The sequence below is a fragment of the Lactococcus hircilactis genome, assembly GCF_009601015.1.
GTDB classification, from domain to species: Bacteria; Bacillota; Bacilli; order Lactobacillales; family Streptococcaceae; genus Lactococcus; species Lactococcus hircilactis.
This window is the reverse complement of sequence record NZ_WITJ01000009.1, coordinates 56,776-80,337: the sequence shown is the minus strand read 5'-3', so window position 1 is coordinate 80,337 and position 23,562 is coordinate 56,776. Positions and strand designations below refer to the sequence as shown.

General features: G+C 38.8%; 28 protein-coding genes and 1 riboswitch. Of the genes, 5 read left to right on the top strand and 23 right to left on the bottom strand.

Annotated features, from left to right (window positions below):
• Positions 1-3 precede the first annotated feature (3 nt).
• The 8 genes from GHI93_RS07595 to rlmD form a co-directional block, all read right to left on the bottom strand.
• Positions 4-399 (bottom strand): HIRAN domain-containing protein, encoded by a 396-nt coding sequence (locus tag GHI93_RS07595; protein WP_153496451.1) that lies wholly within the window; start codon positions 397-399, stop codon positions 4-6.
• Positions 380-1,171 carry a J domain-containing protein gene (locus tag GHI93_RS07590; protein WP_153496450.1) on the bottom strand — a complete coding sequence of 264 codons (792 nt, stop codon included), beginning with the start codon at positions 1,169-1,171 and terminating at the stop codon, positions 380-382. Before GHI93_RS07590 ends, GHI93_RS07595 begins: the two co-directional genes overlap by 20 nt.
• A 152-nt stretch (positions 1,172-1,323) precedes the next feature.
• Entirely contained in the window at positions 1,324-1,923 is a 600-nt protein-coding gene (locus GHI93_RS07580; protein WP_246177063.1) for a GDSL-type esterase/lipase family protein, read from the bottom strand.
• Positions 1,924-2,224: 301 nt separating this feature from the next.
• On the bottom strand, positions 2,225-3,727 hold the full coding sequence (locus tag GHI93_RS07575) for an alpha-amylase (RefSeq protein WP_153496448.1): 1,503 nt from the start codon (positions 3,725-3,727) through the stop codon (positions 2,225-2,227).
• Positions 3,728-3,786: 59 nt separating this feature from the next.
• Entirely contained in the window at positions 3,787-4,029 is a 243-nt protein-coding gene (locus GHI93_RS07570) for a DUF1912 family protein (protein WP_153496447.1), read from the bottom strand.
• 227 nt (positions 4,030-4,256) lie between these two features.
• Complete coding sequence (locus GHI93_RS07565; protein WP_153496446.1) at positions 4,257-4,760, bottom strand: GNAT family N-acetyltransferase; 504 nt, start codon at positions 4,758-4,760, stop codon at positions 4,257-4,259.
• Positions 4,761-4,833: 73 nt separating this feature from the next.
• Complete coding sequence (locus tag GHI93_RS07560; protein ID WP_153496445.1) at positions 4,834-5,310, bottom strand: NUDIX hydrolase; 477 nt, start codon at positions 5,308-5,310, stop codon at positions 4,834-4,836.
• Positions 5,311-5,317: 7 nt separating this feature from the next.
• Positions 5,318-6,796, bottom strand: a complete 1,479-nt coding sequence (gene rlmD / locus GHI93_RS07555; protein WP_153496444.1) for a 23S rRNA (uracil(1939)-C(5))-methyltransferase RlmD — start codon at positions 6,794-6,796, stop codon at positions 5,318-5,320.
• Between the two features lie 94 nt (positions 6,797-6,890).
• Between rlmD and recX the strand changes: the two genes are divergently transcribed.
• On the top strand, positions 6,891-7,691 hold the full coding sequence (gene recX, locus GHI93_RS07550) for a recombination regulator RecX (RefSeq protein ID WP_153496443.1): 801 nt from the start codon (positions 6,891-6,893) through the stop codon (positions 7,689-7,691).
• A gap of 42 nt (positions 7,692-7,733) precedes the next feature.
• Here the strand turns inward: recX and GHI93_RS07545 are convergent, their stop codons facing one another.
• From GHI93_RS07545 to gnd, 3 genes are all read right to left on the bottom strand, one after another.
• Positions 7,734-9,149, bottom strand: a complete 1,416-nt coding sequence (locus GHI93_RS07545; protein ID WP_153496442.1) for a gluconate:H+ symporter — start codon at positions 9,147-9,149, stop codon at positions 7,734-7,736.
• 113 nt (positions 9,150-9,262) lie between these two features.
• Entirely contained in the window at positions 9,263-10,774 is a 1,512-nt protein-coding gene (gene gntK, locus GHI93_RS07540) for a gluconokinase (RefSeq protein WP_153496441.1), read from the bottom strand.
• Positions 10,775-10,799: 25 nt separating this feature from the next.
• Positions 10,800-11,708, bottom strand: a complete 909-nt coding sequence (gene gnd, locus GHI93_RS07535; RefSeq protein ID WP_153496440.1) for a phosphogluconate dehydrogenase (NAD(+)-dependent, decarboxylating) — start codon at positions 11,706-11,708, stop codon at positions 10,800-10,802.
• Positions 11,709-11,869: 161 nt separating this feature from the next.
• On the opposite strand from gnd, the gene GHI93_RS07530 reads away from it, so the two are divergent.
• Positions 11,870-12,718, top strand: coding sequence for a MurR/RpiR family transcriptional regulator (locus GHI93_RS07530; protein WP_153496439.1), 849 nt, complete (start codon positions 11,870-11,872; stop codon positions 12,716-12,718).
• A 32-nt stretch (positions 12,719-12,750) separates the two neighbouring features.
• Positions 12,751-13,056, top strand: a complete 306-nt coding sequence (locus GHI93_RS07525) for a DUF960 domain-containing protein (protein ID WP_153496438.1) — start codon at positions 12,751-12,753, stop codon at positions 13,054-13,056.
• A 27-nt stretch (positions 13,057-13,083) separates the two neighbouring features.
• Here the strand turns inward: GHI93_RS07525 and GHI93_RS07520 are convergent, their stop codons facing one another.
• The 5 genes from GHI93_RS07520 to GHI93_RS07500 form a co-directional block, all read right to left on the bottom strand.
• Positions 13,084-13,860: a metallophosphoesterase gene (locus tag GHI93_RS07520; RefSeq protein ID WP_153496437.1), complete on the bottom strand. Its 777-nt coding sequence runs from the start codon at positions 13,858-13,860 to the stop codon at positions 13,084-13,086.
• Between the two features lie 159 nt (positions 13,861-14,019).
• A complete protein-coding gene (gene rpsR / locus GHI93_RS07515) occupies positions 14,020-14,265 on the bottom strand; it encodes a 30S ribosomal protein S18 (protein WP_147779804.1) in 246 nt (81 codons plus the stop codon).
• Between the two features lie 41 nt (positions 14,266-14,306).
• On the bottom strand, positions 14,307-14,792 hold the full coding sequence (locus GHI93_RS07510) for a single-stranded DNA-binding protein (RefSeq protein WP_153496436.1): 486 nt from the start codon (positions 14,790-14,792) through the stop codon (positions 14,307-14,309).
• 26 nt (positions 14,793-14,818) lie between these two features.
• Positions 14,819-15,112: a 30S ribosomal protein S6 gene (gene rpsF / locus GHI93_RS07505; RefSeq protein ID WP_153496435.1), complete on the bottom strand. Its 294-nt coding sequence runs from the start codon at positions 15,110-15,112 to the stop codon at positions 14,819-14,821.
• Between the two features lie 349 nt (positions 15,113-15,461).
• Complete coding sequence (locus tag GHI93_RS07500) at positions 15,462-16,295, bottom strand: undecaprenyl-diphosphate phosphatase (protein WP_153496434.1); 834 nt, start codon at positions 16,293-16,295, stop codon at positions 15,462-15,464.
• Positions 16,296-16,508: 213 nt separating this feature from the next.
• Positions 16,509-16,681: riboswitch (Lysine riboswitch) on the top strand.
• Positions 16,682-16,765: 84 nt separating this feature from the next.
• Between GHI93_RS07500 and GHI93_RS07495 the strand changes: the two genes are divergently transcribed.
• A complete protein-coding gene (locus tag GHI93_RS07495) occupies positions 16,766-18,223 on the top strand; it encodes an amino acid permease (RefSeq protein ID WP_153496433.1) in 1,458 nt (485 codons plus the stop codon).
• 22 nt (positions 18,224-18,245) lie between these two features.
• Here GHI93_RS07495 and dnaX read toward each other — a convergent pair whose 3' ends face one another.
• From dnaX to GHI93_RS07465, 6 genes are all read right to left on the bottom strand, one after another.
• The gene (dnaX, locus tag GHI93_RS07490) at positions 18,246-19,895 is read right to left on the bottom strand and encodes a DNA polymerase III subunit gamma/tau (RefSeq protein ID WP_153496432.1); all 1,650 of its coding nucleotides are present in this window, start codon (positions 19,893-19,895) and stop codon (positions 18,246-18,248) included.
• A gap of 44 nt (positions 19,896-19,939) precedes the next feature.
• Positions 19,940-20,617 carry a phosphotransferase gene (locus GHI93_RS07485; RefSeq protein ID WP_153496431.1) on the bottom strand — a complete coding sequence of 226 codons (678 nt, stop codon included), beginning with the start codon at positions 20,615-20,617 and terminating at the stop codon, positions 19,940-19,942.
• A gap of 12 nt (positions 20,618-20,629) precedes the next feature.
• The gene (locus GHI93_RS07480) at positions 20,630-21,133 is read right to left on the bottom strand and encodes a GAF domain-containing protein (protein ID WP_153496430.1); all 504 of its coding nucleotides are present in this window, start codon (positions 21,131-21,133) and stop codon (positions 20,630-20,632) included.
• 111 nt (positions 21,134-21,244) lie between these two features.
• On the bottom strand, positions 21,245-21,796 hold the full coding sequence (locus GHI93_RS07475) for a hypothetical protein (RefSeq protein WP_153496429.1): 552 nt from the start codon (positions 21,794-21,796) through the stop codon (positions 21,245-21,247).
• 23 nt (positions 21,797-21,819) lie between these two features.
• Positions 21,820-22,152: a PadR family transcriptional regulator gene (locus GHI93_RS07470; protein ID WP_415579459.1), complete on the bottom strand. Its 333-nt coding sequence runs from the start codon at positions 22,150-22,152 to the stop codon at positions 21,820-21,822.
• 99 nt (positions 22,153-22,251) lie between these two features.
• A complete protein-coding gene (locus tag GHI93_RS07465; RefSeq protein ID WP_153496428.1) occupies positions 22,252-22,722 on the bottom strand; it encodes a GNAT family N-acetyltransferase in 471 nt (156 codons plus the stop codon).
• A gap of 59 nt (positions 22,723-22,781) precedes the next feature.
• On the opposite strand from GHI93_RS07465, the gene GHI93_RS07460 reads away from it, so the two are divergent.
• Entirely contained in the window at positions 22,782-23,051 is a 270-nt protein-coding gene (locus tag GHI93_RS07460; RefSeq protein ID WP_153496427.1) for a chorismate mutase, read from the top strand.
• Between the two features lie 39 nt (positions 23,052-23,090).
• On the opposite strand, the gene GHI93_RS07455 is transcribed toward GHI93_RS07460, so the two are convergent.
• Positions 23,091-23,546: a hypothetical protein gene (locus tag GHI93_RS07455; protein WP_153496426.1), complete on the bottom strand. Its 456-nt coding sequence runs from the start codon at positions 23,544-23,546 to the stop codon at positions 23,091-23,093.
• Positions 23,547-23,562 lie beyond the last annotated feature (16 nt).

Sequence of the window (23,562 nt, the reverse complement as noted above, 5' to 3'; positions counted from 1 at the left end):
TCGTCATTCTTGTAAAAAAATATTGATTTTTATTTTGAGCCAAGTTCCTAACTCATCAACTTCTTCAATCTTGCCAAACAAAAGCTTTCCAGCGTCCATCAATCTTGAAAAAACAACATTATCATTTTTAGGAACATAGCCAATCTTTGTACCATCTGGTAGCACAATTTTAATAGCTTTTTTATCGAATTGATTCTCTGGCTCTCGGAAAAACGTGAGTTTCTTGTCTATTTCCAGTTGTTCTTTGAGTTCATCAATTTTTTTAATATAGCTCGTTCCAGCAATATGCGTTTCAAAAAGAAATATTTCTTGCTCAAAAGGTTTGTGAATGTCAATTTCTCCGGGTTTTGCATGAAGTATATTTGCCAAGTCATAATCATCAGTTTTCATTAAATCCATTGTTTGTGTCTCCTAGCATATTTTTAATTTTCAGCTCGTATTTCGCCACAATTTCTTCAAATTGTTGAATTTGATTTCTTAACTCTTCTTGTTTAATTTGCAATTTTTCTTCATCTGAGAGGAAATCTTTCATATTATAGGGAAAACTACTTTTTAAAACTTCAAGTTCTTTTTCTACTTGCTGGATTAATGCTTTCAAACGTCTTATTTCTTTTTCTGGATCTTGTATTTCTTTAACATCCCCAATCTCAACTTGCAAAGCAAGTTCTTGTAACAACCTTGAATTTCCCATCTCATAGGCTTCTACAACTTTTTGATAAAGGACAATTTCGGCAGGCGTTGCATCGGGATGTAAATCGGGATGAAGCTGTTTGACGAGTACACGATAGAGTATTTTCAGACTTTTGGACTCTTCTCCTGACAATTTGGGTGCTGCTTCAAACGTCTTGGCAGCTTCGATTTTTTCTGCTTCCTTCGCTAATTTTTCATAAAAATCTTTTAACTCAATCGCAATTTTCTTGGCGATCTCCGATAAATTGGGGATTTTTTGCTGGTTCAAATCGATTTGAATCAACTGTATTTCGCGCCTAGCACGTCGAATTGAGATGTCTAAATCAAAAACTTGATATTCTAAATAACCAATTTTCAACATATAGACTGAGAACAAGCGTTTATTGACGTGAAATCGGATATTGTCATGTTCAAAAATAAGTTGTTGATAGCTTTCTCTTAACCGTTCTAGTTCTGAAAATACTTTTTCAATATTTACCATTTTTTTCTCTTTCCAAAAAATTCTCAATCAACAAGGTCATATTCTCCCGCTCATCAGTTTTCGACATTTGGCATTCAAAGTTTACGACATAAACAGGTTCTTTTTCATATATTGAAATATTATCCCGATTGTCATTTGTAATAAAAATGTTTCTAACCATTATTGACGCTCTTTTCAATAATTTTTATAATTTCATCACTCAAAACCTCATAACCCTTTTCAGTAAAATGCAAACCATCAGGTCTCAAAAGTTCGTTTGGATTTTCTGTTTCGGTCATTGCCTGAAAAATATCAAGTACTGGAATTTTCTGCGTTTGTCCGAGTTCAAGCACGGCTTTTCTGAAAAGTTCGACTTCTGAGAGTTTGCTGTAATGTGTGGGCTCGAGTTCATTGTAGTAGGGTGGTGTGAGAAGAATGGTTTTGTCTTTTCCAAGCTGTGTGGCGATTTTGAGAAGATTGGTTTTAAATTCATCTGGTCGGATGAGATGGTAGGGCGAAGCGTCATTTGCACCGAAAAAAACGAAGTTTAGGTCGGCATTTTCAGCCGCGACGTACTTGATGCGGTAGAGTGCGCCGTAGGTGTCGTCGCCGTTGATGCCGTGGAGTTTGACGTCAAGGGTTGGGCGTTTTTCTTCTATCCGTTCTTTTAGGATCTTGTTTCTGGGGTGCATGCCAAAACCATTGGTGATGGAGTCTCCAAAAATGGTGATCTTCATGGTCGGATGACGGTATTGCTGTTCTTTTTCAGTCATTTTTTCTCCTTTTCACATCCCAAATGTCACGCGCATTTCCTACAAAAAAATACCGTACAATCTCCCTTGAAAGGGTGCAGATGCACGGTACCACCTTTATTTTTAACTTTTATTGAAGCTCAAACCATTGAGATTCTTTTTTATTGTTGTTTACTGATTTTTGGCTACCTTCATCAAAGTTATCTCAAAGTCTTGCAGCGACCGACTTTTCTCTAAGGGATGTGTTTGATTACTCCTCCAATTTATCCTTATTTTATCAGATTTGATGGGAAAAAACAAGCTCAAATCTTTAGTTTGATGTTCATTTATCCAAAATAGGTAAACGCAATGAAACAGCGGTACTGCGCTGGTTTATTTTTTCTGCATATTCTTGGCTGATCCATACGCTACACGCGCCATCATTCACATAAAATGTTGCGCCTCCGTTTTCATCCAACTGGACAGGAAGGGTGTGCCGTCCAAAGAGATCAACGTATGTTTTCTTTGCTTGTGAGGGGTCAATGATCATGTATTTTGATCCACCTGATCCGTTGGTTAATAGTGTTGCTAAACCAATTCTTTGGTCCTCAAAATTAAGTGTGCTGCTCCAACCAATCAGATCAGGATGATCAAAATAATCATATTCGCTCAAAAATTCAGCATGATGACGTAAAATCAGGAGTTTTTGGAGATTTTCTCCTACAGGATTTACCTGACGGTCTAAAACACCACATAAATCTCCCCAAAAAACGGTCGGGGTTCCTTTCATCCGCAGTAAAATCAAGCTATAAGCTTGCTCTTTAAACCAAGGTTGGATCCAAGATTGTAGGGCTTGTCCTTCTTGAGTGTCATGATTATCCACAAATGTAACCGCAAGATCTGGATGTGTCGAAACTAGCGTATGGGCATAGATTTCACGCATATCAAATGCACCATCGCTTGAGGAAGCTTGATAGAGGTTGAAATGCAGAGGAACATCAAAAAGTTGCATTGCATCCCCTGATTTTTCAAGATAATATTCTAATTTTTGTAATTCATTTGACCAATATTCACCGACTACAAAGGGAGTTTTACCCATCTGTTTTTTGCGCTGCAAAAGCCAACCTGAAAAATACTCAAAATCAATGTGTTTGACGGCATCTAATCGAAAACCATCAATAGCTGTCGTTTCAACAAACCACTTGCCCCATTTTTCAAGCTGTTGGACTGTTTCTGGAACGTCAAAATCAAGATCATCGCCCATCAAATAATCGTAATTGTGATGTTCTGAATCGACGTGTGTATCCCACTGATGCCCTTTGAACTCTAAAATTTCATGACTTTTGGTGCGTTCATCATAATCGACACCATTAAAATTATTCCATGTCCAGATGTAGTCATCGTAGTGTTTTTTTCGTCCTGGAAACGTAAATTTTGTCCAAACTTCAACAGTTTTATCATCCACAAGCTCGTAAAGTCGGTCATCCCACGCTTTAACATCTGCTTCGATAACTTCTGTCTCGTCTGCGCCCATCATGTGATCAAAAACGATATCTGCATATGCTTCAATGCCATAAGCATGAAGGGTTTTGATTACGCTCAAATAGTCTTCTTTTGTCCCATATTTTGTCGAGACTGTCCCTTTTTGATCGAATTCGCCAAGGTCAAATAAATCGTAAATGCCATATCCAACATCATTTATTCCCGCGGCGCCTTTTGAAGCAGGAGGAAGCCAAAGTCCAGTAAATCCCAATTTTTTTAATTCAGGGGTGAGTTGCGTGAGGGTTCTCCAGTGAGAACCGTTTGCTGGTAAATACCACTCGAAAGCTTGGAGGATTGTTTTCATAAGCTGTGCTCCTTTTGTGCTGTTTTATTTTTGAAAATGAGCGAAAGATGAAAAATAGATTAGTAATTAATTGTTCCAAAATCTGGCATTTCATGAAAAGATTTGCCATTTTTATAATTTTCAAATTTTCCTTTAATAAAATCATACGCTTCTAGGCGACTTTCATATCGAATTGCGGCATCTTTTGCTGCTGGATCTTCGTTTTTTAAGCGCTCAGCGGATGTCATTGCTAAGGTTGAGATTTGGATTTGTTGTTCAATCCATTCTGAGAAATCTTTAAGAAATTCTTGTTCGTATGTCATTTTTTCCTCACTTTATGTGGTTTATTTCCGTTTGGGTTTGATGAGATGACCAGGGGGCTCATCCATCTGGATGTTTCCAGTGTGTTTTATTCGTGTGCCAGACAGGAAAATGTCTTTAAAATTTCTGATTTTTCATCTGCTGTCCGACAGATTTTTGCATTTTTACAACTGGTGTTGATGAAAAAGCTGCGCTCTTTGCTCACAAAAATCTTACTATTGTGCTAGTGTCATAGTTCTTTTTGATAAGCTTTGCGCGCTCCTTCAACAATCACTTGACCGCGATAAACAAAACCTTCCCTCTCAAAAACGTGCTGCATGATCTGGTTCATTTCATGGGTGTCCACTCTAAAGTCCGAATACCCTTTTTCGTACATCAGACTGTAAATATTCGAAAATAGTACTTTTGTGAGTGCTTGTCCTCGAAACTGTTGAGACAGCGCAATGCGGTGAATGGTGACATAATCTTTGCTCGTATTCGACCATCTTCCGTCAGTAATTTTGGTGTAATTGGGCTCTTCTCCAGTGATCACAGCGCTGTAGCCTGCGATTTTGTCAGCACTGACAAGAACATAGCCGACTTGATTTAATAGATCTGCTTCGATATTTTTGAGTGCTGGATAATCCCCTTGCCACTGATCACTTCCTGAGGCAGCTAGAAAGCGTTTTGCTTGCGTAATAATTTCCATTATGGCAGGAAGATCTGATTTTTTTGCTTTTCTCAGATAAGTCATTTTTCCCTCCGTCCTTTGATGCTCTTTTATTTTATCACAAAAAGGAGCGTAAGCTCCTCATTTTTTATTTGTTTTATTTAATCCGATGATTTTGAAAATTATTTTTATTTTTTTCAAAATAGGAAAGATAATTCATGTATTCTGCTTCGATATTTTTAGGAAGGGATGCGTAAGAAAAATACTTCAAATCAAGGGTTTCATCACTCTTTAAATTGGTTTGTCCAGAACTTTTTTCTGCCAAAAAAAGGGTGGAAACGGCTTGAATTTGATCTTGATTTTCTAATTTGAAGATAAAATTTTTCCCTGAAAAAGTGTGGATTTGCTGGAGTTGGGTAATGTGGAGTCCAGATTCTTCATATACTTCTCGAATGGCTGTTTCTTCTAAGGATTCGCCCACCTCATTTAATCCTCCGAGTAATCCCCAATTCCCATTTTTTCGTTGCTGGAGCAGGTAGTTTCCTTTGTCGTCTTGAATGATGACGTTTGAGCCTGTCACAATCAACAAATCGTGCCCGATTTTTTCTCGGATGATGTCAATATATTCTCTCATGATTTTCTTATTTACGTGTGTTAAATTTCCGCTCTAAACGCATTGGTTTTTCTCGTTTTGTCAACTTAACGACAGCTTCTGTGCGCGCGGTGTGTGGGAACATATCAACAGATTGAATATAATCCACATGATAAAATTGTGAAAGAACGATGAGATCTTTGGCAAGCGTTGAGACATTACATGAGACGTAAACCATTTTTTCGGGTTGATAGTGGGCGATGGTTTCAAGCAGCTCCGAATCAAGCCCTGTGCGTGGGGGATCAACAAGTAGTGCTGTTGGTCTTTGTCCTGTTTTGTACCAATTTGGAATAATTTTTTCTGCACGTCCTGTCTCGTAGTGACAGTTTTTGAATCCCAGTCGTTTCGCATTGGCGCGTGCGTCAACAATGGCTTCTGGTGTTGTATCCATGCCGTGGACTGATTTTACTTTATTTGCAAGTGCAAAACCAATAGTTCCAACACCACAGTACGCATCAATCACAGTGTCTGTTTTCTTTGGATGCAGGGCTTTGATTGCTTCAGCATATAAAACATTAGCTTGTGTGGGATTGAGTTGATAAAATGCACGAGGAGAAAGTTCAAACTCATAATCCAGCACTCCTTCTGTGATGGTTTCCTTTTCATTAAAGAGAATTTGAGTGCGGTCTCCGTAGATTTCACTGGTTTTTTTAGGGTGATAATTGGCTGCGATGGTGACAATGTCTGTGAATTTTTCTGTCAGCTCTGACAGAAATTTATCCAGTTTGACAAAGCCCATTTTTTCACGCTTTGTGAGTTCTTGATCTGCGTAGGGTGCAGGCCAAATTTGTCCATCAAGCGTAATGCGTGCGCTACTTACAAGGATCATCTGAACTTCGCCAGTTTTTTGACTGCGGCGAACCATCACTGTTCTAATCCCTCGTGTTTTTCGCTCATCATCTACTGGCAATTTGTATTTTTCAATCAAACGACAAACAAAATTCGCAATGTCTTGCGTCATTTCTTCTTGAACGACACAGTTTTCGAGATTAACTAAATGGTGTGAATTTTCACGATAAAGTCCTGCAATCACATCTCCAGAATTCAATCTGCGAATTTGGTATTGTAATTTGTTCCGATAATGAAGCGGATTTTCCATTCCTATCGTCTCACGCAATTCATAATTTCTAAATCCTGCAGGTTTGTATTTTTCAAGCGCCTGAAGGAGCAAATCCTTTTTGAACGCCAACTGCTGTGGATAAGCCAAGTGCATGATGTGAGAGCTTGACAGATCAGCATAAACAGGATCCTCAGGTTTCACGCGAAACCTTGATTTTTTATTAATTTTCACAAGCTGAGCACGTGAAAAATTTCTCGCGTTTTCGGTAATTTCAGCGACGATTTCTTCGCCTGGTAATGCGTAAGGAACGAAAATCAGACGACCTGAAATCGTACCAATTCCTTCGCCATTGATCCCCATACGCTCGATTTTGAGTGAGATTTTTTGTCCAATTTTAAGAGTTATCATATTGCTTATTTTACCATAATATAACAGATTTTGGGCGTTTATTTTATAAAAAATTTTTCGTTACAAAAGTCAATTTTTTTCGTATAATAAAGAGATGATAAAAATAACAGAAATAAAAAAATTAAAACGGCTTTACAAAATCAGTTTAGATGGTGCAGATCTGGATAAAATCTATGTTTGTGAGGACACCATTGTTCATTTTTTCCTCACTAAAGATAAAATTTTGACCTCAGAAGAGTTGTCAGCACTGACAGCTTATGATTCGTTTGCACAGGGAAAAGCGCTTGCCATTTATTACATTTCTTTCAAAGCACGCACGAAAAAAGAGACGCGACGCTATTTATTGGCGCATGAAATTGACGAAAACCAGATTGATGCCGTGCTGTCAGCACTGACAGAAAATGGACTGCTCAATGATTACGCTTATGCAGAGCAATTCGTTCACGCAAAAGTGACGATGGGATCTTTTGGCCCCTTTCAAATCAAGCAAAAGTTGATGGAAAAAGGAATTCCAAGAGAGATGATTGATGAGGTACTCAATGAATTTTTCGATGAAGCCATTCAAATCGAAGTAGCAACAAAGCTCGCTCAAAAATGGGTACGTGCCAAAGCAGGGCAATTCACACGCCATCAGCTCCAACAAAAAGTGTTACAACAGATGATGAGTAAAGGTTTTTCTTACGCGATTGCCCAAATTTCGATGGATTCACTTGAGCTGTCAAGTGATGAAGAAAACGAACGCGAATTGCTCAATGCTGCACTTGATAAAGCCTATCAAAAATATGCCAGAAATTATGACGGATATGATTTGAAAAACCGTGTAACTCAGGCACTCGCAAGAAAAGGATTTGATTATCAATCAATTTCAAGCGCACTGCGTGATTATCGGTTTTAAAAAAACTGTTCTGTCAGTACTGACAAAACAGTTTTGATTGCATTAATGAACAAATATACTTAAGAGCATGACCATCCCAAGTCCAACAACTGCAATAATGGTTTCAAGAACAGTCCACGTCTTTAAGGTTTGTTTCACATCTAAATCAAAATATTCTTTGAACATCCAAAATCCAGCATCATTAACATGGCTCGCAGCAATTGATCCTGCGCCAATTGCAAGAACCATCAGTGCAGCCATATTTGGTGACATATTTGCCATCATCGGTTGAACCAAACCTGCCGCTGTTAAAGCAGCTACAGTCGCACTTCCAAGTGCCACACGCAAAATAACTGTAATGATCCACGCTAAGATCAAAGGAGATAAATTCGATCCTTTAAACATTTCAGAAATCTGACTTGAAATTCCACCATCAATTAAAATTTGTTTAAGTGCTGCTCCACCGCCAATGACAAGCAACAACATGGCGATTGATTTTACAGAATCCACTACCGTCGTCATCATTTCTGCTGTTTTTTTATGTTGTTTCCATCCCATCGTCCACAAGGCAAACAAAAGAGAAATTACCATTGCTGAGACTGGATTTCCAAGAAACATCATGATATTTTCAATCACACTTGTTGGATATGTTGTCGTTGTGACTACTTTTCCAGCTTTTAGGATACTTGTTGTTGCTGCAGCAAATGGTTTTCCATTATTAAAGACAATCGAGTAAATCGTGCTGATGGCCATTAAAATCACAGGCATCAATGCAGTTAAGATTGAAATTCCAAATGAAGGAGTATCTTTAAGTTCCCATTGTTTAATCTCACCAAAAGCAGATAATTTTGTCTTAACGACAAAGGCTTCTGGCACCCATTTTCGCGCAATTTTTGTAAAAATAGGTCCTGCAACAATCACAGTCGGAATTGCTGCAATAATCCCAAACATCAACACAGTTCCTGGATTTGCACCAAGCGCACCTGAAATGGCAATTGGTGCAGGATGTGGTGGCAAAAAGCCATGTGTGACAGAAAGTCCAGCAGCCATAGGAATGCCGAGATAAATCAACGGAACAGAGGCTTCTAAAGCTACTGCAAAAACAATAGGAATCAATAAAACCATGCCCACTTCAAAGAAAAGTGCAATCCCAATAATAAAACTTGCCAACATAATCGCCCATTGAATTCGTTTTTTCCCAAAACTATTAATCAATGTTTTTGCAATACGATACGCACCACCCGCATCTGCAATTAAACGTCCTAACATTGCACCAAATCCAAAAACAATTGCAAGTTCACCCAATGATCCACCAATTCCATTTTGGATGGAGACAGGAATTTGTCCCAATGGCATTCTAAGGCCAAGTCCAACAAGTACCGCTACCACAATCAGTGAAATAAAGGTATTTATTTTAAATTTAATAATCATTACAAGGAGAATTAAAACTCCTAATAAAAGTACAAGTAAATCAAGCATTCAAACTTCCTCCAATTTTATAAAATCGTCTATTCTTCTAAAAAATAGTTATAACTTTAATAATGCGCTTACAATTCTCGGATAAACTTAATCCCATCACAGTGGGATTTCATTTATTTGTTTGGATCAAATTGCCGTTGAAAATCAGAAATTTGACGATATTCATCCGTCAGGTTTCGTGAGAGTCGGATAAAAATAGGGGATAAAGCACGATAAATCGGAAAATTTTCTTCATTTGGTTGATAAGTCCGCGCTGTCCCTCCCATTTTAGATACCGCAGACAAATCATCCACTAAGCCAAGTGCTTTTTCAGCCATTACAATAGCCCCCAAACATCCTGCTTCCCGACGATCTGGTACTGCAATTGGGGATTCAAAAATATCTGCTAATATCTGGATCCAAAGTTCTGAGCTTGTAAATCCGCCCGTCGCTTGAATCTGGGTTAACTCACCCGTCACTTCGATCAGACTGAGCGCCACCATATAGAGATTTAAAATGATTCCTTCAAGTGTGCTGCGCGTCATGTGTGCGCGCGTGTGCCGATAATTCAATCCAAAAAATGAACCACGTGCGTTTGCATCCCATAATGGAGCACGCTCTCCACCAAGATAAGGATGAAAAAGGAGTCCATCACTGCCAGCATTGATGGTTTTCGCTAATTCAGTAAGCTCATCAAAACTTGATTTCCCATCAAAAACCTGATCTCGTAACCACCGATAAACGTCCCCTCCTGAATTAACTGGTCCCCCTACAACCCAGTGTGTTCGGTCCAGCGCATAAGTAAACGTTCGTGCCTTGCTATCCGTTTTTGGTTGATCCGTCACAACCCGGATCGCTCCTGATGTCCCAATCGTAATCGCCGCAACACCTTTTTCTATCGCATTTACCCCAAGATTTGAAAGCGGACCATCTGCTGCACCCCAAACAAATTTTGTTTCTTTCGGAATTCCCATTTTCATTGCAAACTCGTGTGACATCCCACATTCTATCTCATACGGATCCACCATTTGGGGCAATTGATCACGCGAGAGTCCTGTCAAATCCAACGCTGATTTTTCCCATTCTAAATCAAAAATATTAAACAATCCCGTTCCAGTCGCACTTGAGAGATCTATTTTGTTTACACCAAACAACTTATGGAAAATCGCACCTTTTAACTCTAAATAATGCGCTGCCGTATCATAAATGCTTTTTCGCTCATTTTTGAGCCAAAGTAACTTGGAAAGTGGTGCCATTGGATGAATCGGGGTTCCAGTTTTTTGATAAATTTCAAATCCTTTTGTGCCCGCTTTGAGCTGCTCAGTATAGGCAACCGCACGTGTATCTGCCCATGTGATCACACGTGTCAATGCTGACCAGTCCTTATCATAAGCAATCAATGCGTGCATTTGTGTGCTAAACGACACGGCCAATAAGTCATCATTTTCATTCAAATGAATGGACACTTTTCGTATTGTCGAAAGGACTGCCTCAAAGATGTCTTCAAAACGCTCTTCTGCCATTCCAGATAAATCCCGATAAAGAGGGTAGTCCTGACTACTGCGTGCGACAATTTCACCGTTTGTTTTAAATAACACTGCTTTTGTAGCCGTTGTTCCTAAATCAACACCAATAAGATATTGCATCGTTTCTCCTTAGTTTTGTCGTTCTTCATTTATTTTGAGTGAGTGAATGCCCACCAAAGCCATTACGAAGTGCGGCGACCACTTTTCCAGTCATCGTATCTTCTTGTAAGCTTCGATTGCGCATCATTAGTGACAGTGCAATCACGGGCGCTGGAACAGCGAGATTTAAACTTTCCTCTACGGTCCATTTTCCTTCTCCAGAAGCTTGAACTTGCCCTTTAATGCTGTCTAGTTTTGGATCTTTAGCAAACTGTTCTTGGGCCAACTCCATCAACCAACTCCGAATCACTGAACCATGATTCCAGAGTTTTGCGACTGCTTCATAATCATACTCAAAATCTGAAGCTTCAAGAATCTCAAATCCTTCAGCAATCGCCTGCATCATCCCATATTCGATCCCATTATGGATCATTTTTAGGTAATGTCCACTGCCAAGTCTACCCGTATAGAGATACCCTTGTGGCTCAGCGAGCGCTTCAAAGAGAGGCTCAATTTGTTGCCACGCATCTTGATCATCTCCTCCAATCATAAAATTTCCACCAAAACGTGCGCCAGCCATTCCTCCAGAAGTCCCTACATCAAAGAATTTGATCCCTTTTTCTGTCAAGTCGCGATTTTGCTCTAAGTTGTCTTTATAGTTGGAATTCCCACCATCTAACAAAATATCTCCAGGATGTAATTTTTGAGCGAGAAGTTGAATTGTTGCATTGGTAGCTGCTCCAGCTGGAACCATCACCCAAACAATTTTCGGCGTGGGGAGTTGATCTAACATCTCATCAATTGACGCAGCACCCGCTACACGCTCTGAATAACGCTTCGCTTCATTGACTGCTGCTTGATTTACGTCGTATGCTACTACTTCAATCTCATGATCTATGGCATTTTTTACAAGATTTAATCCCATTTTTCCTAGACCGATCATTGCAAATTTCATTATTTTTGTCCTCTTCTTTCTTTTTATTACTTTAGATTCATTATACGTAAATTATTTTCATTTGTCAAATAAAATGATGTAAATATTTTACTTAATTCTAAAGAGCACTTCTCCCTTTCTTTTGTGTGATATAATAATATTAATTAAAGGAGCATTCATCTATGACATCTTTAGTCTCAAGAATAAACAGCTATTACGATGGTCTGAGTAAGGCAGATCAAAAAATATCAGATTTTCTTATCGAAAATATTGACACTGCAGCGCGATTATCCATCCAAGATTTTGCTTTAGCGACAAGCGTTTCCACTGCTACGATTTCAAGATATGCTAAAAAAATTGGATTTGATTCGTTTCAAGAGTTAAAACTTGCCATTCATGCGACAGACACGGATCAAAAGCAAAGTGATGATTTTTTTAGTGAACTTTCAATCAAAGATAGCTACAAAGAAATTCTCAGTAAAAGTTTTAATAGTAATATCTCATCGCTTGATGCCACACTTCATCTTATTTCTGAGGCTGATTTGAAAAAGACGATGACAGTATTGTTGAAAGCACAGACGATTGGATTCTTTGGTTTGGGCGGCTCCAATACAATTGCGAGTCTTGCTTTTCATAAATTCATCCGAATGCCACTCAAAACCGTGTATCATCAAGATTTTCATTATCAGCAGATGTTAGCGACTAAATTATCAAAAAAAGATTGTGCTTTTGTCATCTCTCACACAGGGAGAAATAAAGATACGTTACGGCTCGTTGAAATTTTGAAAAAGCATCACGTCCCTGTCATTGCGATTACTTCTTTTGCGAATTCTCCGCTCGCCAATCAGGCGGATGTAGCGTTAGTTTCTGTTTCAGAGGAAATTTCTTTTCGCCCCGAAGCTGTCGCATCCACGGTCTCTCAAATCAGTTTACTGGATGCTATTTTCATGATGTATGGCATGAAACAGCAAGATAAAACAGAATCCACCATCAAAGATATTCGTGAGACGATTAAAGCATCGCGGCTTTGATTGATTGATCATCGAAAAAGAAAGGAAAAATTATGGCATTTACTCAGGCGCAAGGCCGTTATGCAAGTTTTAAAACCGTAGCTTCTATCCCAGGAGAAGTGATTGATGCGTTTTGGTTTATTATTGATTACCAGCTTAAAGGTGTGATTACAATGGGACCAAAGATTGATTTTCAGTTGATCAATTCCAGTGGTTTTCTCTCCATCCGTTTCAGTCAAAAAGAAAGTCCAACAACGATTACAGTCGATTTTGATTATCCCTTTGATCATGAATGGCCCACTATTTTTCATGCAATTGATCAATCGGGACGCGAAACAATCATCACAGATCATGAATAAAAATTCTGTCAGTACTGACAGAATTTTTTAGAGCTCATAATAGACAATTTCTGGGACGACGCCAATTCTAAGGGGTAAAAATGTGAGTCCGATTCCGTTATTGACATACAAAACGGTTTTTTCGTTGATTTTATATTTTCCACTATCAAAATATTTTGAACCTTTATTGTGCAAACGGAGCTTTCCAAGTCGGACCTGTCCTCCGTGACTGTGACCAGCTACAATCAAATCAAATTGCTTCATTTGATCCAATTGTAAAAGCGCATCAGGTTCGTGAATCATCAGCACAGAAAACGCCGCATGATCTGGACAAATGGCAAAATCAGGTACGCCCTCACGCATGTCATCAATGCCAGAAATCGAAATTTTTTCTGTCAGTACTGAGCGATTATTAAGAATCGTGAAGCCTGATTTCTCAAGAATTTCTCGAACAAAATGCGATTGATTTTCTTCAAAATCATGATTTCCAAAAACGGCATATTTCCCTAATGGCGCTGTCAGTGCTGACAGAGTCTTGATGACCGCTTGTGTTGCACTTTTATTTTCTCTAGCCCAGCTTACCTTGTCAAATAAATCCCCTGTAAACAAGATCAGATCCGGCTTTTCTTCATCCATATTTTTTGCGAATTTTTTAAATCGTTTGGCAGAAGTATGCCACGTAAAGTGAGTGTCTGCAAAATGAGCAATTTTGATGCCCTGTTGATGCGGATAATTCACTGTGCGCACGCGCATCAAATGAGGCTCAAGAAAAATTCCGTAGCCCAAAATGAAAAGTGCAATTAAAATAATTATCATCCATGTCATTGCTCTATTTTATCATAAAATGCTTTGAAATAACTTTAAATATACCCACTCAAGCAAGAAAATGATTCTTAACCTCTTCTTGAGTCCTAATCGTTTTTGTCAGTACTGACAGCATTTTTTTCGACAAAAAAAGCATTGAAATCAATGCTTTTTAAAGTCTTAGTTTTCACTTGATGCAACAAATGGAAGCAAAGCCATTACGCGTGCGCGTTTGATTGCTGTAACCACTTTACGTTGGTTTTTAGCTGAGGTTCCTGTCACACGACGTGGCAAGATTTTACCACTTTCAGAAATGAAGTGTTTCAAAGTTTCAACGTCTTTGTAATCGACAACTTCAATTTTATTTGCTGCAATGAAGTCCACTTTTTTACGACGTTTGAAATTATTACGTTTTTGGAAAGCCATAGTTTTTTCTCCTTATATTATTCTTTTTTCTAATTTTTAAATTAGAATGGAAGATCATCATCCGAAATTTCCATGGGTGAACCACCTGCAAAAGGATCGGCATCCCGAGAGAAATTTGGAGTTGATTCTGCTGAATGATTTGGGCTGCTTGCTGGGCGATTTTGTTGTGGCGCACTATAAGCACCTGCATTTCCACCCTCACGCACTTGACGACTTTCAAGCATTTGAAAATTATCCGCTAACACTTCAGTCACATAAACACGTTGACCTTCTTTGTTCTCATAATTTCGCACTTGAATCGATCCAGTCACACCAATCAATGCCCCTTTTTTAGCCCAATTTGCCAAATTCTCAGCAGATTGACGCCAAATGACACAGTTAATGAAATCTGCTTCGCGTTCGCCATTTGCATTTTTAAACCGACGATTGACAGCCACTGTAAATGTTGCAACAGCAACGTTTGAAGGCGTGTATCGAAGTTCAGGATCACGCACAAGGCGACCCACCAAAACAACATTATTAATCATATAATCCTCCAATCAGTAAGCAAGCATTATGCTTCTACTTTAACAATCATGTGACGAAGAATATCGTCGTTGATTTTAGCAAGACGGTCAAATTCGCTCGTTGCTTCTGAGCTTGTTTCTGCTTCAAAAGTTACGATGTGATACAAACCTTCGCGGAAATCTTTGATTTCGTAAGCAAGTTTGCGTTTTTCCCAGTCTTTAGACTCAACGTTAACGGCACCATTGCTTGTCAAGATTTCGTCGAAACGAGCAACAACAGCGTTTTTAGCTTCTTCATCAATGTTTGGACGAATAATGTAAAGAATTTCGTATTTAGTCATTGAAATTTTCCTCCTTTTGGACTAATGACGTAGGTTGGAGCCTACGTAAGTTGTGGTTTTTTACCACAGCTATTAATTATAACAAAATCGACTTGCATTTGCAAGACCTGCTTGATTTTTTCGCTCTTATTGTAGAAAATTAATTTTTATGCTATATTAATGTTTAAATATGAAATCTTTTGGAGGATTCACTATGAAAAACGTCATTTCACTTGAGCAACTCCAACAAGACACATTTTCAGATGTGACAAAAGACACCAACACTTAAGAAAATAAAAAAATGAGCTCTTGCGATCTCATTCAAACATTTAACTTTTATGACGCACATCAAATGATGTGCTTTTCTTTTTTAATGAATTATTGCGCGAATGCCAGCATAGATCAATAAAATGACCCCCAGAACAATACGATATTTTCCAAAGAAAGTAAAATCATGTTTTTTCACATATCCCATCAACCACCGGATTGCAAGCATGGATACTCCAAAAGCGACCAAACAAGCAACGAGTAACACTCCGAGTTGGGTGAATGTGATACTATGATGACCAAAATATTTGTATATTTTCAAAAGGGAAGCCCCAAACATGATCGGAATTCCTAAAAAGAAGGTAAATTCTGCGGCCACTTCTCGACTCACCCCAAGTAACAACCCTCCAATAATGGTTGACCCAGATCTTGACGTTCCTGGTAATAATGAAAGGACTTGAAATGCACCAATCAAAAATGCCGTCCGATAGGGAAGTTTATCAATATCAACGACTGAAAACTCATGCTGTGGCACCCAATTTTTTTCAACATAAATAAATGCAATCCCGTAAATAATCAACATAATTGCAACAAAAACAAAGTTGTAAAAATGTGCATTGAGCCAATTATCAAGCGCAAATCCGATGAGTGCCGCAGGGATGCAGGCAATGATAATCTTGAGCCACAAGCGCCAGGTGTATTTCACTTCACGCTCACTTTTTCTTTTTTCAAAAGGATTTAACTTGTGAAAATACAGAACAAGGACAGACAAAATTGCCCCAAGTTGGATCACCACATCAAACATTTCTTTAAAGGCTGCGGATTGATTTAACTTAATAAATTCTTCTGCAATAATCAAATGCCCTGTCGATGAAATCGGTAGCCACTCTGTAACTCCTTCGATAATGCCTAAAATAATCGCACGAATAAAGTCCATTTTTTCTCCTCTTTTATCACTTTCAGTTTAGATTGTGAGCACAAAAAAGAATTGCACTCGTTTTTTAGTGATGTGTCAAAATCTCGTCACTGACAGATTTTATTCTTACATATTATACCATAAAAAAATCCTGTCAGTACTGACAATAAAAAAAGTTTTCGTGTATAAATATTCACTTGACAATCACATAAAAAAGTTTTATGATATAAGGAACACATCGATAGAGGTTGCAACCAATATGAACTTACGCTGAGCAAAAAGCACTGCGATGAATCGTAAGCCGGAGCGGTTGCCGAAAAATTAATGACTTGCTTGACCATTAATTTTGGGCCAATAGGAAAAACCTGTTGGACTGTCGCGAGTATTCGCGGAGTGCTATTCGTATTTTGAAGAAGAAATTTTTCGTACGTATAGTAATCTCTCGGTAGATTACTTTTTTTGTGTGAAAAAAGAGATGGAGGGTTTTCCTTATGGAAAACAAAAATGAAAATACTCAAGTCAATCGAGGCTTGAAAAAACGGCACTTGGAAATGATTGCACTTGGCGGAACGATTGGGACAGGTTTGTTCGTCGCTTCTGGAGCTACAATTTCACAAGCTGGTCCACTTGGGGCACTTGTTGCTTATGCAGCGATTGGATTAATGGTCTTCTTTTTAATGACTTCGTTAGGTGAGATGGCTTCTTATCTTCCGATTTCAGGATCGTTTGCTTCATTTGCGGATCGTTATGTCGATAAAGCTTTTGGCTTTGCGATGGGGTGGAATTATTGGTTTAATTCTGCCATCACTGTGGCTGTTGAAGCAGCAACAGTAGGTGTGGTCATGCAATTTTGGTTCCCGCATTTCCCTTCTTGGGTGTGGTCTGCGGCTGTTTTAATCTTGATTTTATTGGTTAATCTTACTTCTGCGCGCGCTTATGGTGAAGCTGAATTTTGGATGGCCATCGTTAAAGTCGTTGCTGTGATTGGATTTATTGTCATTGGTATTTTTTCTATCATTGGTGCATTAACATTCAACTTCCATGAGATCAATGTTGTCCATAATCTCACTGCTGGAGGGCATTCTGGTTTTGTTGGTGGTTTTGGTGGAATGGTGGCTGTCTTTATGGTAGCAGGATTCTCTTTTCAAGGCACAGAAATCGTAGGCATTGCTGCTGGTGAATCTGAAAATCCTGAAAAAGCCGTTCCTGCAGCAATCAAAACGACATTTTGGCGAATTCTGCTGTTCTATTTTGTTTCTATTTTCATCATAGGTGCTTTGATTTATTATAAAGATCCTAATTTACTTCGTTCTGCCAACGATAGTGATATTACCGTTTCTCCATTTACTTTAGTTTTTGAGCATGCTGGTTTTGCAGCGGCGGCGGCAGTGATGAATGCAGTCATCTTGACATCTGTGATTTCTGCAGCAAATTCTTGGCTTTACGCTGCGTCCCGGATGCTCTTTGGGATGGCCAAAGAAGGACATGCTCCAAAAATTTTTGCTAAAACCAACGCAAAAAATGGCATTCCCATCTTTGCCGTACTGGTGACACTTTCAATTGGACTTTTAACTTTTGTCACGTCTATTTTTGGTCATGAAATGTACATCTATCTCGTCGCTGCTTCTGGATTATCTGGATTTTTAGCTTGGATTGGCATTGCAATTTGTCATTATCGTTTCCGTCGTGCTTTTATAAAACAAGGTCACACGCTCTCAGAACTCGGATATCACGCGAAATGGTTCCCAATCGGTCCTGTATTGGCATTGATTTTGTCTATCATTATCGTGGTCGGGCAAATCACAACGATTTCTATGAATTGGCAATCTGTGATTACGACTTATCTCGCACTCCCGCTATTCTTAATTCTTTATTTAGGGTACAAATGGACCAAGCACAGCAAACTCATTGCGCTTGAAGAGGTCAATTTGGATCGTGATTTCAAATAAAAAATCGCTCAAGCGATTTTTTTTAATCTGTCACTTCAACGACTTTATCTCCAAATAGCGCCTTAGCCTGTAAAAGGACATCAGGGGCTGTTTTGGCCGGTGTCAATTGAGTTTCTTGTTGCTTTTTTGCTTTATATTCTGCGGCATAAGCCTTTCTAATTTCGAGCCAATCCGATTCTGCAAGTGCGATGATTTCTGGTGAAAATCCTGCAATCGAGCTAAGTAAATTTCCACATGTAAGCTGTAATGCTTCATTTTCCATGACGCGTTTTGCAAGATTGACATGCGGGAAAGTCACGACTAAATAATGTTGTCCTGCGGCTGCTGGTTTGGTGTTATTGAGTAAGGCACGTTCTGCTGGAACAGTGATGCTCTCAACAAGTTCTGGCCAAGCTGCACTCGCTGCACTGAGTTCTTCTCGTGTTGCTTCACTCAACGCTTTATAAATCAATTCGCGGTTAACGGAAAATGACGGTTGGCTCACTTTAGGCTGCTGTGTCGCCTCTGTCAGTGCTGACAAAGCGGGAGCTTGTGTGATTTCTTTTTTTAGCTGTGTCATCTCTTGGCTGAGTGCTAAATATTTTTTATTCAAATCCGAAAATGCTGCGCTCAACGCTTGATAATCTTCACTTTTTTCTGATGAATTGTCCCCTTTTGGAACTTCTGCCAAACGCATGGTCATCACATCCGCTGCAATTTTTGTTTGCGTTGATGATCTGATGTTTTTCAGTGCATCAATCGCAATATTAATCCAACTAAAAATTTGCGTGCGCTCGTTTTCATCAGCCTTAAGGAGCATGTCACGAAAATAGGATAATAAGTCTTCAGTAAAGCGAAGCATATTTTTGCCTTCAAGAAAGAGCTGATCAAGTGCTGTCAGTGCTGACGATTCATCATTTTCAGCTAAAGCCTTGACGTAAGTCGTCAAGGCAGCACTCGCAATAGATCCTGTCACTAAAAGTGCGTCTTTTTCTTTTAATTCTCCTTGAGAAAACGACAGGGCCTGATCCAAAAGTGAGAGCGCATCGCGCATGCCACCTTCAGCTGATTTTGCAATCACATCCAGTGCTGACGCTTCAAATGCGATAGCTTCTTGCGTCAAAATTGTCGCCAAATGATTTTTGATGTCCGCTGTTGTGATTGCTTTAAAAGCAAATCGTTGCAGGCGTGAAATAATTGTTGCAGGAATTTTTTGAAGCTCCGTCGTTGCTAAGACAAAGACCACATTTTCAGTTGGTTCTTCAAGTGTTTTGAGCAGTGCATTAAAAGCACCTGTTGATAACATGTGGACTTCATCTATAATATAAACTTTATACGTCGCTTGCGTTGCTGCGTAGGTAGATTTGTCGCGAATTTCACGAATTTCATCCACTCCATTATTACTCGCAGCGTCAAGTTCGATCACATCTTCAAGCACTCCTTTCGTGATGGCATCGCAAATAAAGCAGTGATTGCACGGTTCTCCATCCACCTGATTGGGACAATTAATCGCTTTTGCAAAAATTTTTGCAGCGGAAGTTTTTCCTGTCCCACGAGGCCCACTAAACAAGTACGCATGCGAAATCTGATGATTCACAATCGCATTTTTTAAGGTCGTTGCGACCACTTCTTGACCGACCATCTCATCAAAACGCTGAGAGCGATATTTTCTATATAATGCTTGGTAACTCATCTTTTTGTTCCATCTGTCCTCTATTTTTAGCAATAATTCGTTTTTTAAATGAATTCAGGTTCAGAAATCCCACCGACATCATACCCGTCAATCCCTCCTGAAAAATGATAATCTTTTAAAATTTCCGTTAAACTGTCGCGCGATTGAATCAATTCATCAATATCTTCTGAAAAATAAAGCGTCAATCCATTGCGGAGTGCTAAAATACGAGCACGATCAATCGTCGCTGCATCAGCACCTGCTGCTGAAAAGAAAATTTTTCGTGCTTTATCATCAAAAATCAACCACGCAATCGCCAAATTCCATGCTGGATCGCCAAGTGCATTTTTGTCAGTACTGACAACATTTGAAAGCACTCCGTCAGCACTGACAAGCACGTTTTTAGGGAAAAAATCACCAAGCACCCAGACCTTATCTCCTGTCCACGGTTTTTTTAGCGCGAGATCAATTTGATGATGCAAAAATTCAGCTGGAACAAGTTTTTCATTTTTGAGCAAAAGTGCATCAAGCTCTGCTTCAAACAGCGTCAAGTCACTCCCGATAAAATCATTAGCAAAGCTTGGTTCTACTCCAAGAGCTGTTTTTTGCTTTTGGAGCGCAAAAACAAAACTTCCAAGTTCCTGAGCAAAACGCTTTGCATCCTTCATATTTCCAGGATTAACCGCTTTTCCACTTGCATTTTTAAATCGATTTTCAAGCCATTCATTCAATTTTTGAGTCATTTTTTTCTCCACCTATCCTTCGTTTTTTGCTTCGACCTTGAAAAATTCAAAATCCGTCATTTCACATAAAATCTGTGCAAACTCAGTTAAATAGCTTTGATCAATCGCATCATAATATCCAATATCAGAGCTATCCAAATCAAGTACCCCAACGATTTTTCCGTCTTTGAGTAGTGGGAGGACAAGCTCAGACATCGCCTTACTATCACAAGAGATGTAATTCTTGTGATTTTTTACATTTTCAACAATCATTGGAATACTCGTTTTTGCGACTTCTCCGCAAACCCCTTTACCAAGCGCAATCTCAACACAAGAAACCGAACCCTGAAACGGACCAAGAATCAGCTTTTTCCCATTAAATAAGTAAAATCCAGTAAAAACTTGATGAGGCAATGTCGCCCAGAGAAGTGCCACCGCATTTGAAAGATTAGAAATCGTATAATTCTGTGCACTAAGCAGCCCCTTCAACTGCAAATTAAGCAGTTCATAAGCTTCAATTTTTTCATTTTTATCCATATTTTCTCACTTTTCTCATGAAAATTTAAGATTTCTCAAAATAAAAATCCCAAACGATAATGACTTCATTATACCATTTTTTAAACGTTTTTTATGCCTCGCATCACTCCTCTACAAACGCATTAAATTAAATAAGTTCATGAATTCAAAACACAACAATATCAATAAAATACAAATTCCTGTGCTAATTCGACTTTGATTTTTCTTATTTTGATTTGGAAAAACACGCGCCACAGCTAAAGGAACCAACATGGTTAAGAGTGCATAAATCACAGATCCCACAAGCACAAAAGGCAAGTGCACAAGAAAATGATTGGTTCTAAGAATAAGCCAAAAGATAAAAAAAGCAGCTAAAAAAAGAAGCATAAAATAAAACCAATTATTTTTTAAAAGATCTTTGCGATTTCCTTTAGGCAACTCTTTTTCCCAACTCATTTTCAGTTGATCTTCGGGCAATCCAAAATACGTAGCCGCTGACACCTCATTCGCTTGCGCGTGTAACAAATCTGAAATCAAATTTTCAATCATTTCATCGTATGCGTCCTCTTTTTTGAGCTGAACATCATCACCTGATATGACAAATGTGTTAAAATAACGCAAATTCTCTTCATTCAGTCGATCCAGTGCATCTTGTCGATCTTTTCGTTGCTGTTTTGTAAGCATTTTCTCCCCTTTCTCTCTTATGCTTATGCTCTCGTTTCTGAGATGAGGTGCGTCATCGCACTAGAAAGTGCGTCCCAATCCTTTAAAAAAACGTTCACCTTCGCTTCTCCTTGTGTTGTGAGCGTGAAGTATTTTCGCTTTGGTCCTTCACTTGATGCACGCATTTCACCAGAAATCAGTGCTGTGCGTTCTAATTTTTGTAAAATCGGATAAATCGTCCCTGCCGCGATGGATAAAAATCCCATTTTTTCGAGTTTTTCAGTGATTTCATACCCGTATGTTTCACCTTGACCGATGACAAGTAACAATGCGCCATCAAGTGTTCCCTTCAATAATTGTGGGTTGATCTCTGTCACATTTATTTTCCTAACTTTCTCTATTATAACTTACACTTTTTAGTATACCACCACTACTTAATATTGTCAAATACTAAAAAACTTGAATGATTCAAGTTTTCATAACCAAAATTCCAGTTCCCGCCGTTGGGTTTGGAAGCCATTTTCTTCATAAAAGTGCAAAGCAGAATCTGGAAATTCCCAAACATTCAATTCGATTCGACTACACCGCTCAGACACTGCAAACGTTTTTAGAAACGCCATCAGCTGGCTTCCGATTCCTAATTTTCTCGCTTTTTCATCCACGCACAAATCATCCAAATAAAGGATGCGATACGGTGCGAGAACAGGGTGATCCGTGCGTATTTTAATCTGAACCATGGCATATCCCAACACCTCATCTTTTTCATTTACCGCAACAAAGATCGGGCTGTCAGCACTGACAATCATTTCCTTGAGTAATTCTGCTGTATATTTTATGCCAGACCCCAAAAAAACATCTGGTCTTCTCTCATAATGATAGCGCGCAATTTCTGTCAGTAATGACAAAAGTTGGGGAATGTCTTTTTCTTGAGCTTTTCTAATTTTCATTGCATTTCCTTTCAAGAATATTATACACTTTTCTCACTAATTCTGATATAATTAAAACCATGAACTTAGAAGAAATTAGAACTCAAATCGACGAAACCGACCAAGCACTGACAGCCCTTTTGGAACAACGGATGGCGCTTGTTTTAAAAATAGCAGAATTCAAAAAAGAACACCACGCCATTGTTTTTGATCCAGCACGCGAACAAGTCGTCCTTGACAAAGTTGCTGACCGTGTCAAAAATAAAACCTATACTCAAACGATTGTCAGCACCTACAAAGATCTCATGGCACACTCTCGCCAATTCCAAAATGACTTTTTAAAAAAATAAAAAACGTGTTTCCCGAAAAATCGGTACACGTTTTTTTGATTAAAATGCGATCACGTCATGAAAAGCATCCCGCAAAGTCATATATTCAATCGTCGGCAAATCCAAAAGCACAAGTTTCGTCGTCGCAAATTTCTTTTTTTCAAGTAATTGATTCAGAATTCCTTTAATTTCAGTCGTTCCAAGTGAAAGGCACTCAATAAAAACCAAGTGTTTTTCTCCCTTCAATTGCGCAATAAAAGACTCAAAATCCGCCTGTCCTAACGCTTTTTCTTCCTCTTTACGGCCAATAATCAACACGTCTTCATCTGCCTTTTTCACTTCCATAGCCAAATCTGTCACGACTTTAGCTTGAATTTTCCAAGCACATTCTTCTTCCTTAAAATCAAAACGATCCTCAGAATCAGCATAAACACCGCGTTCCACCATGGCAAGAACTGCCACTTTCCCATATTCCAAATTCAAAAGTGAATTTTTCAAACGTTCTTTCTCACTCATTTTTCGTATCCGCTTT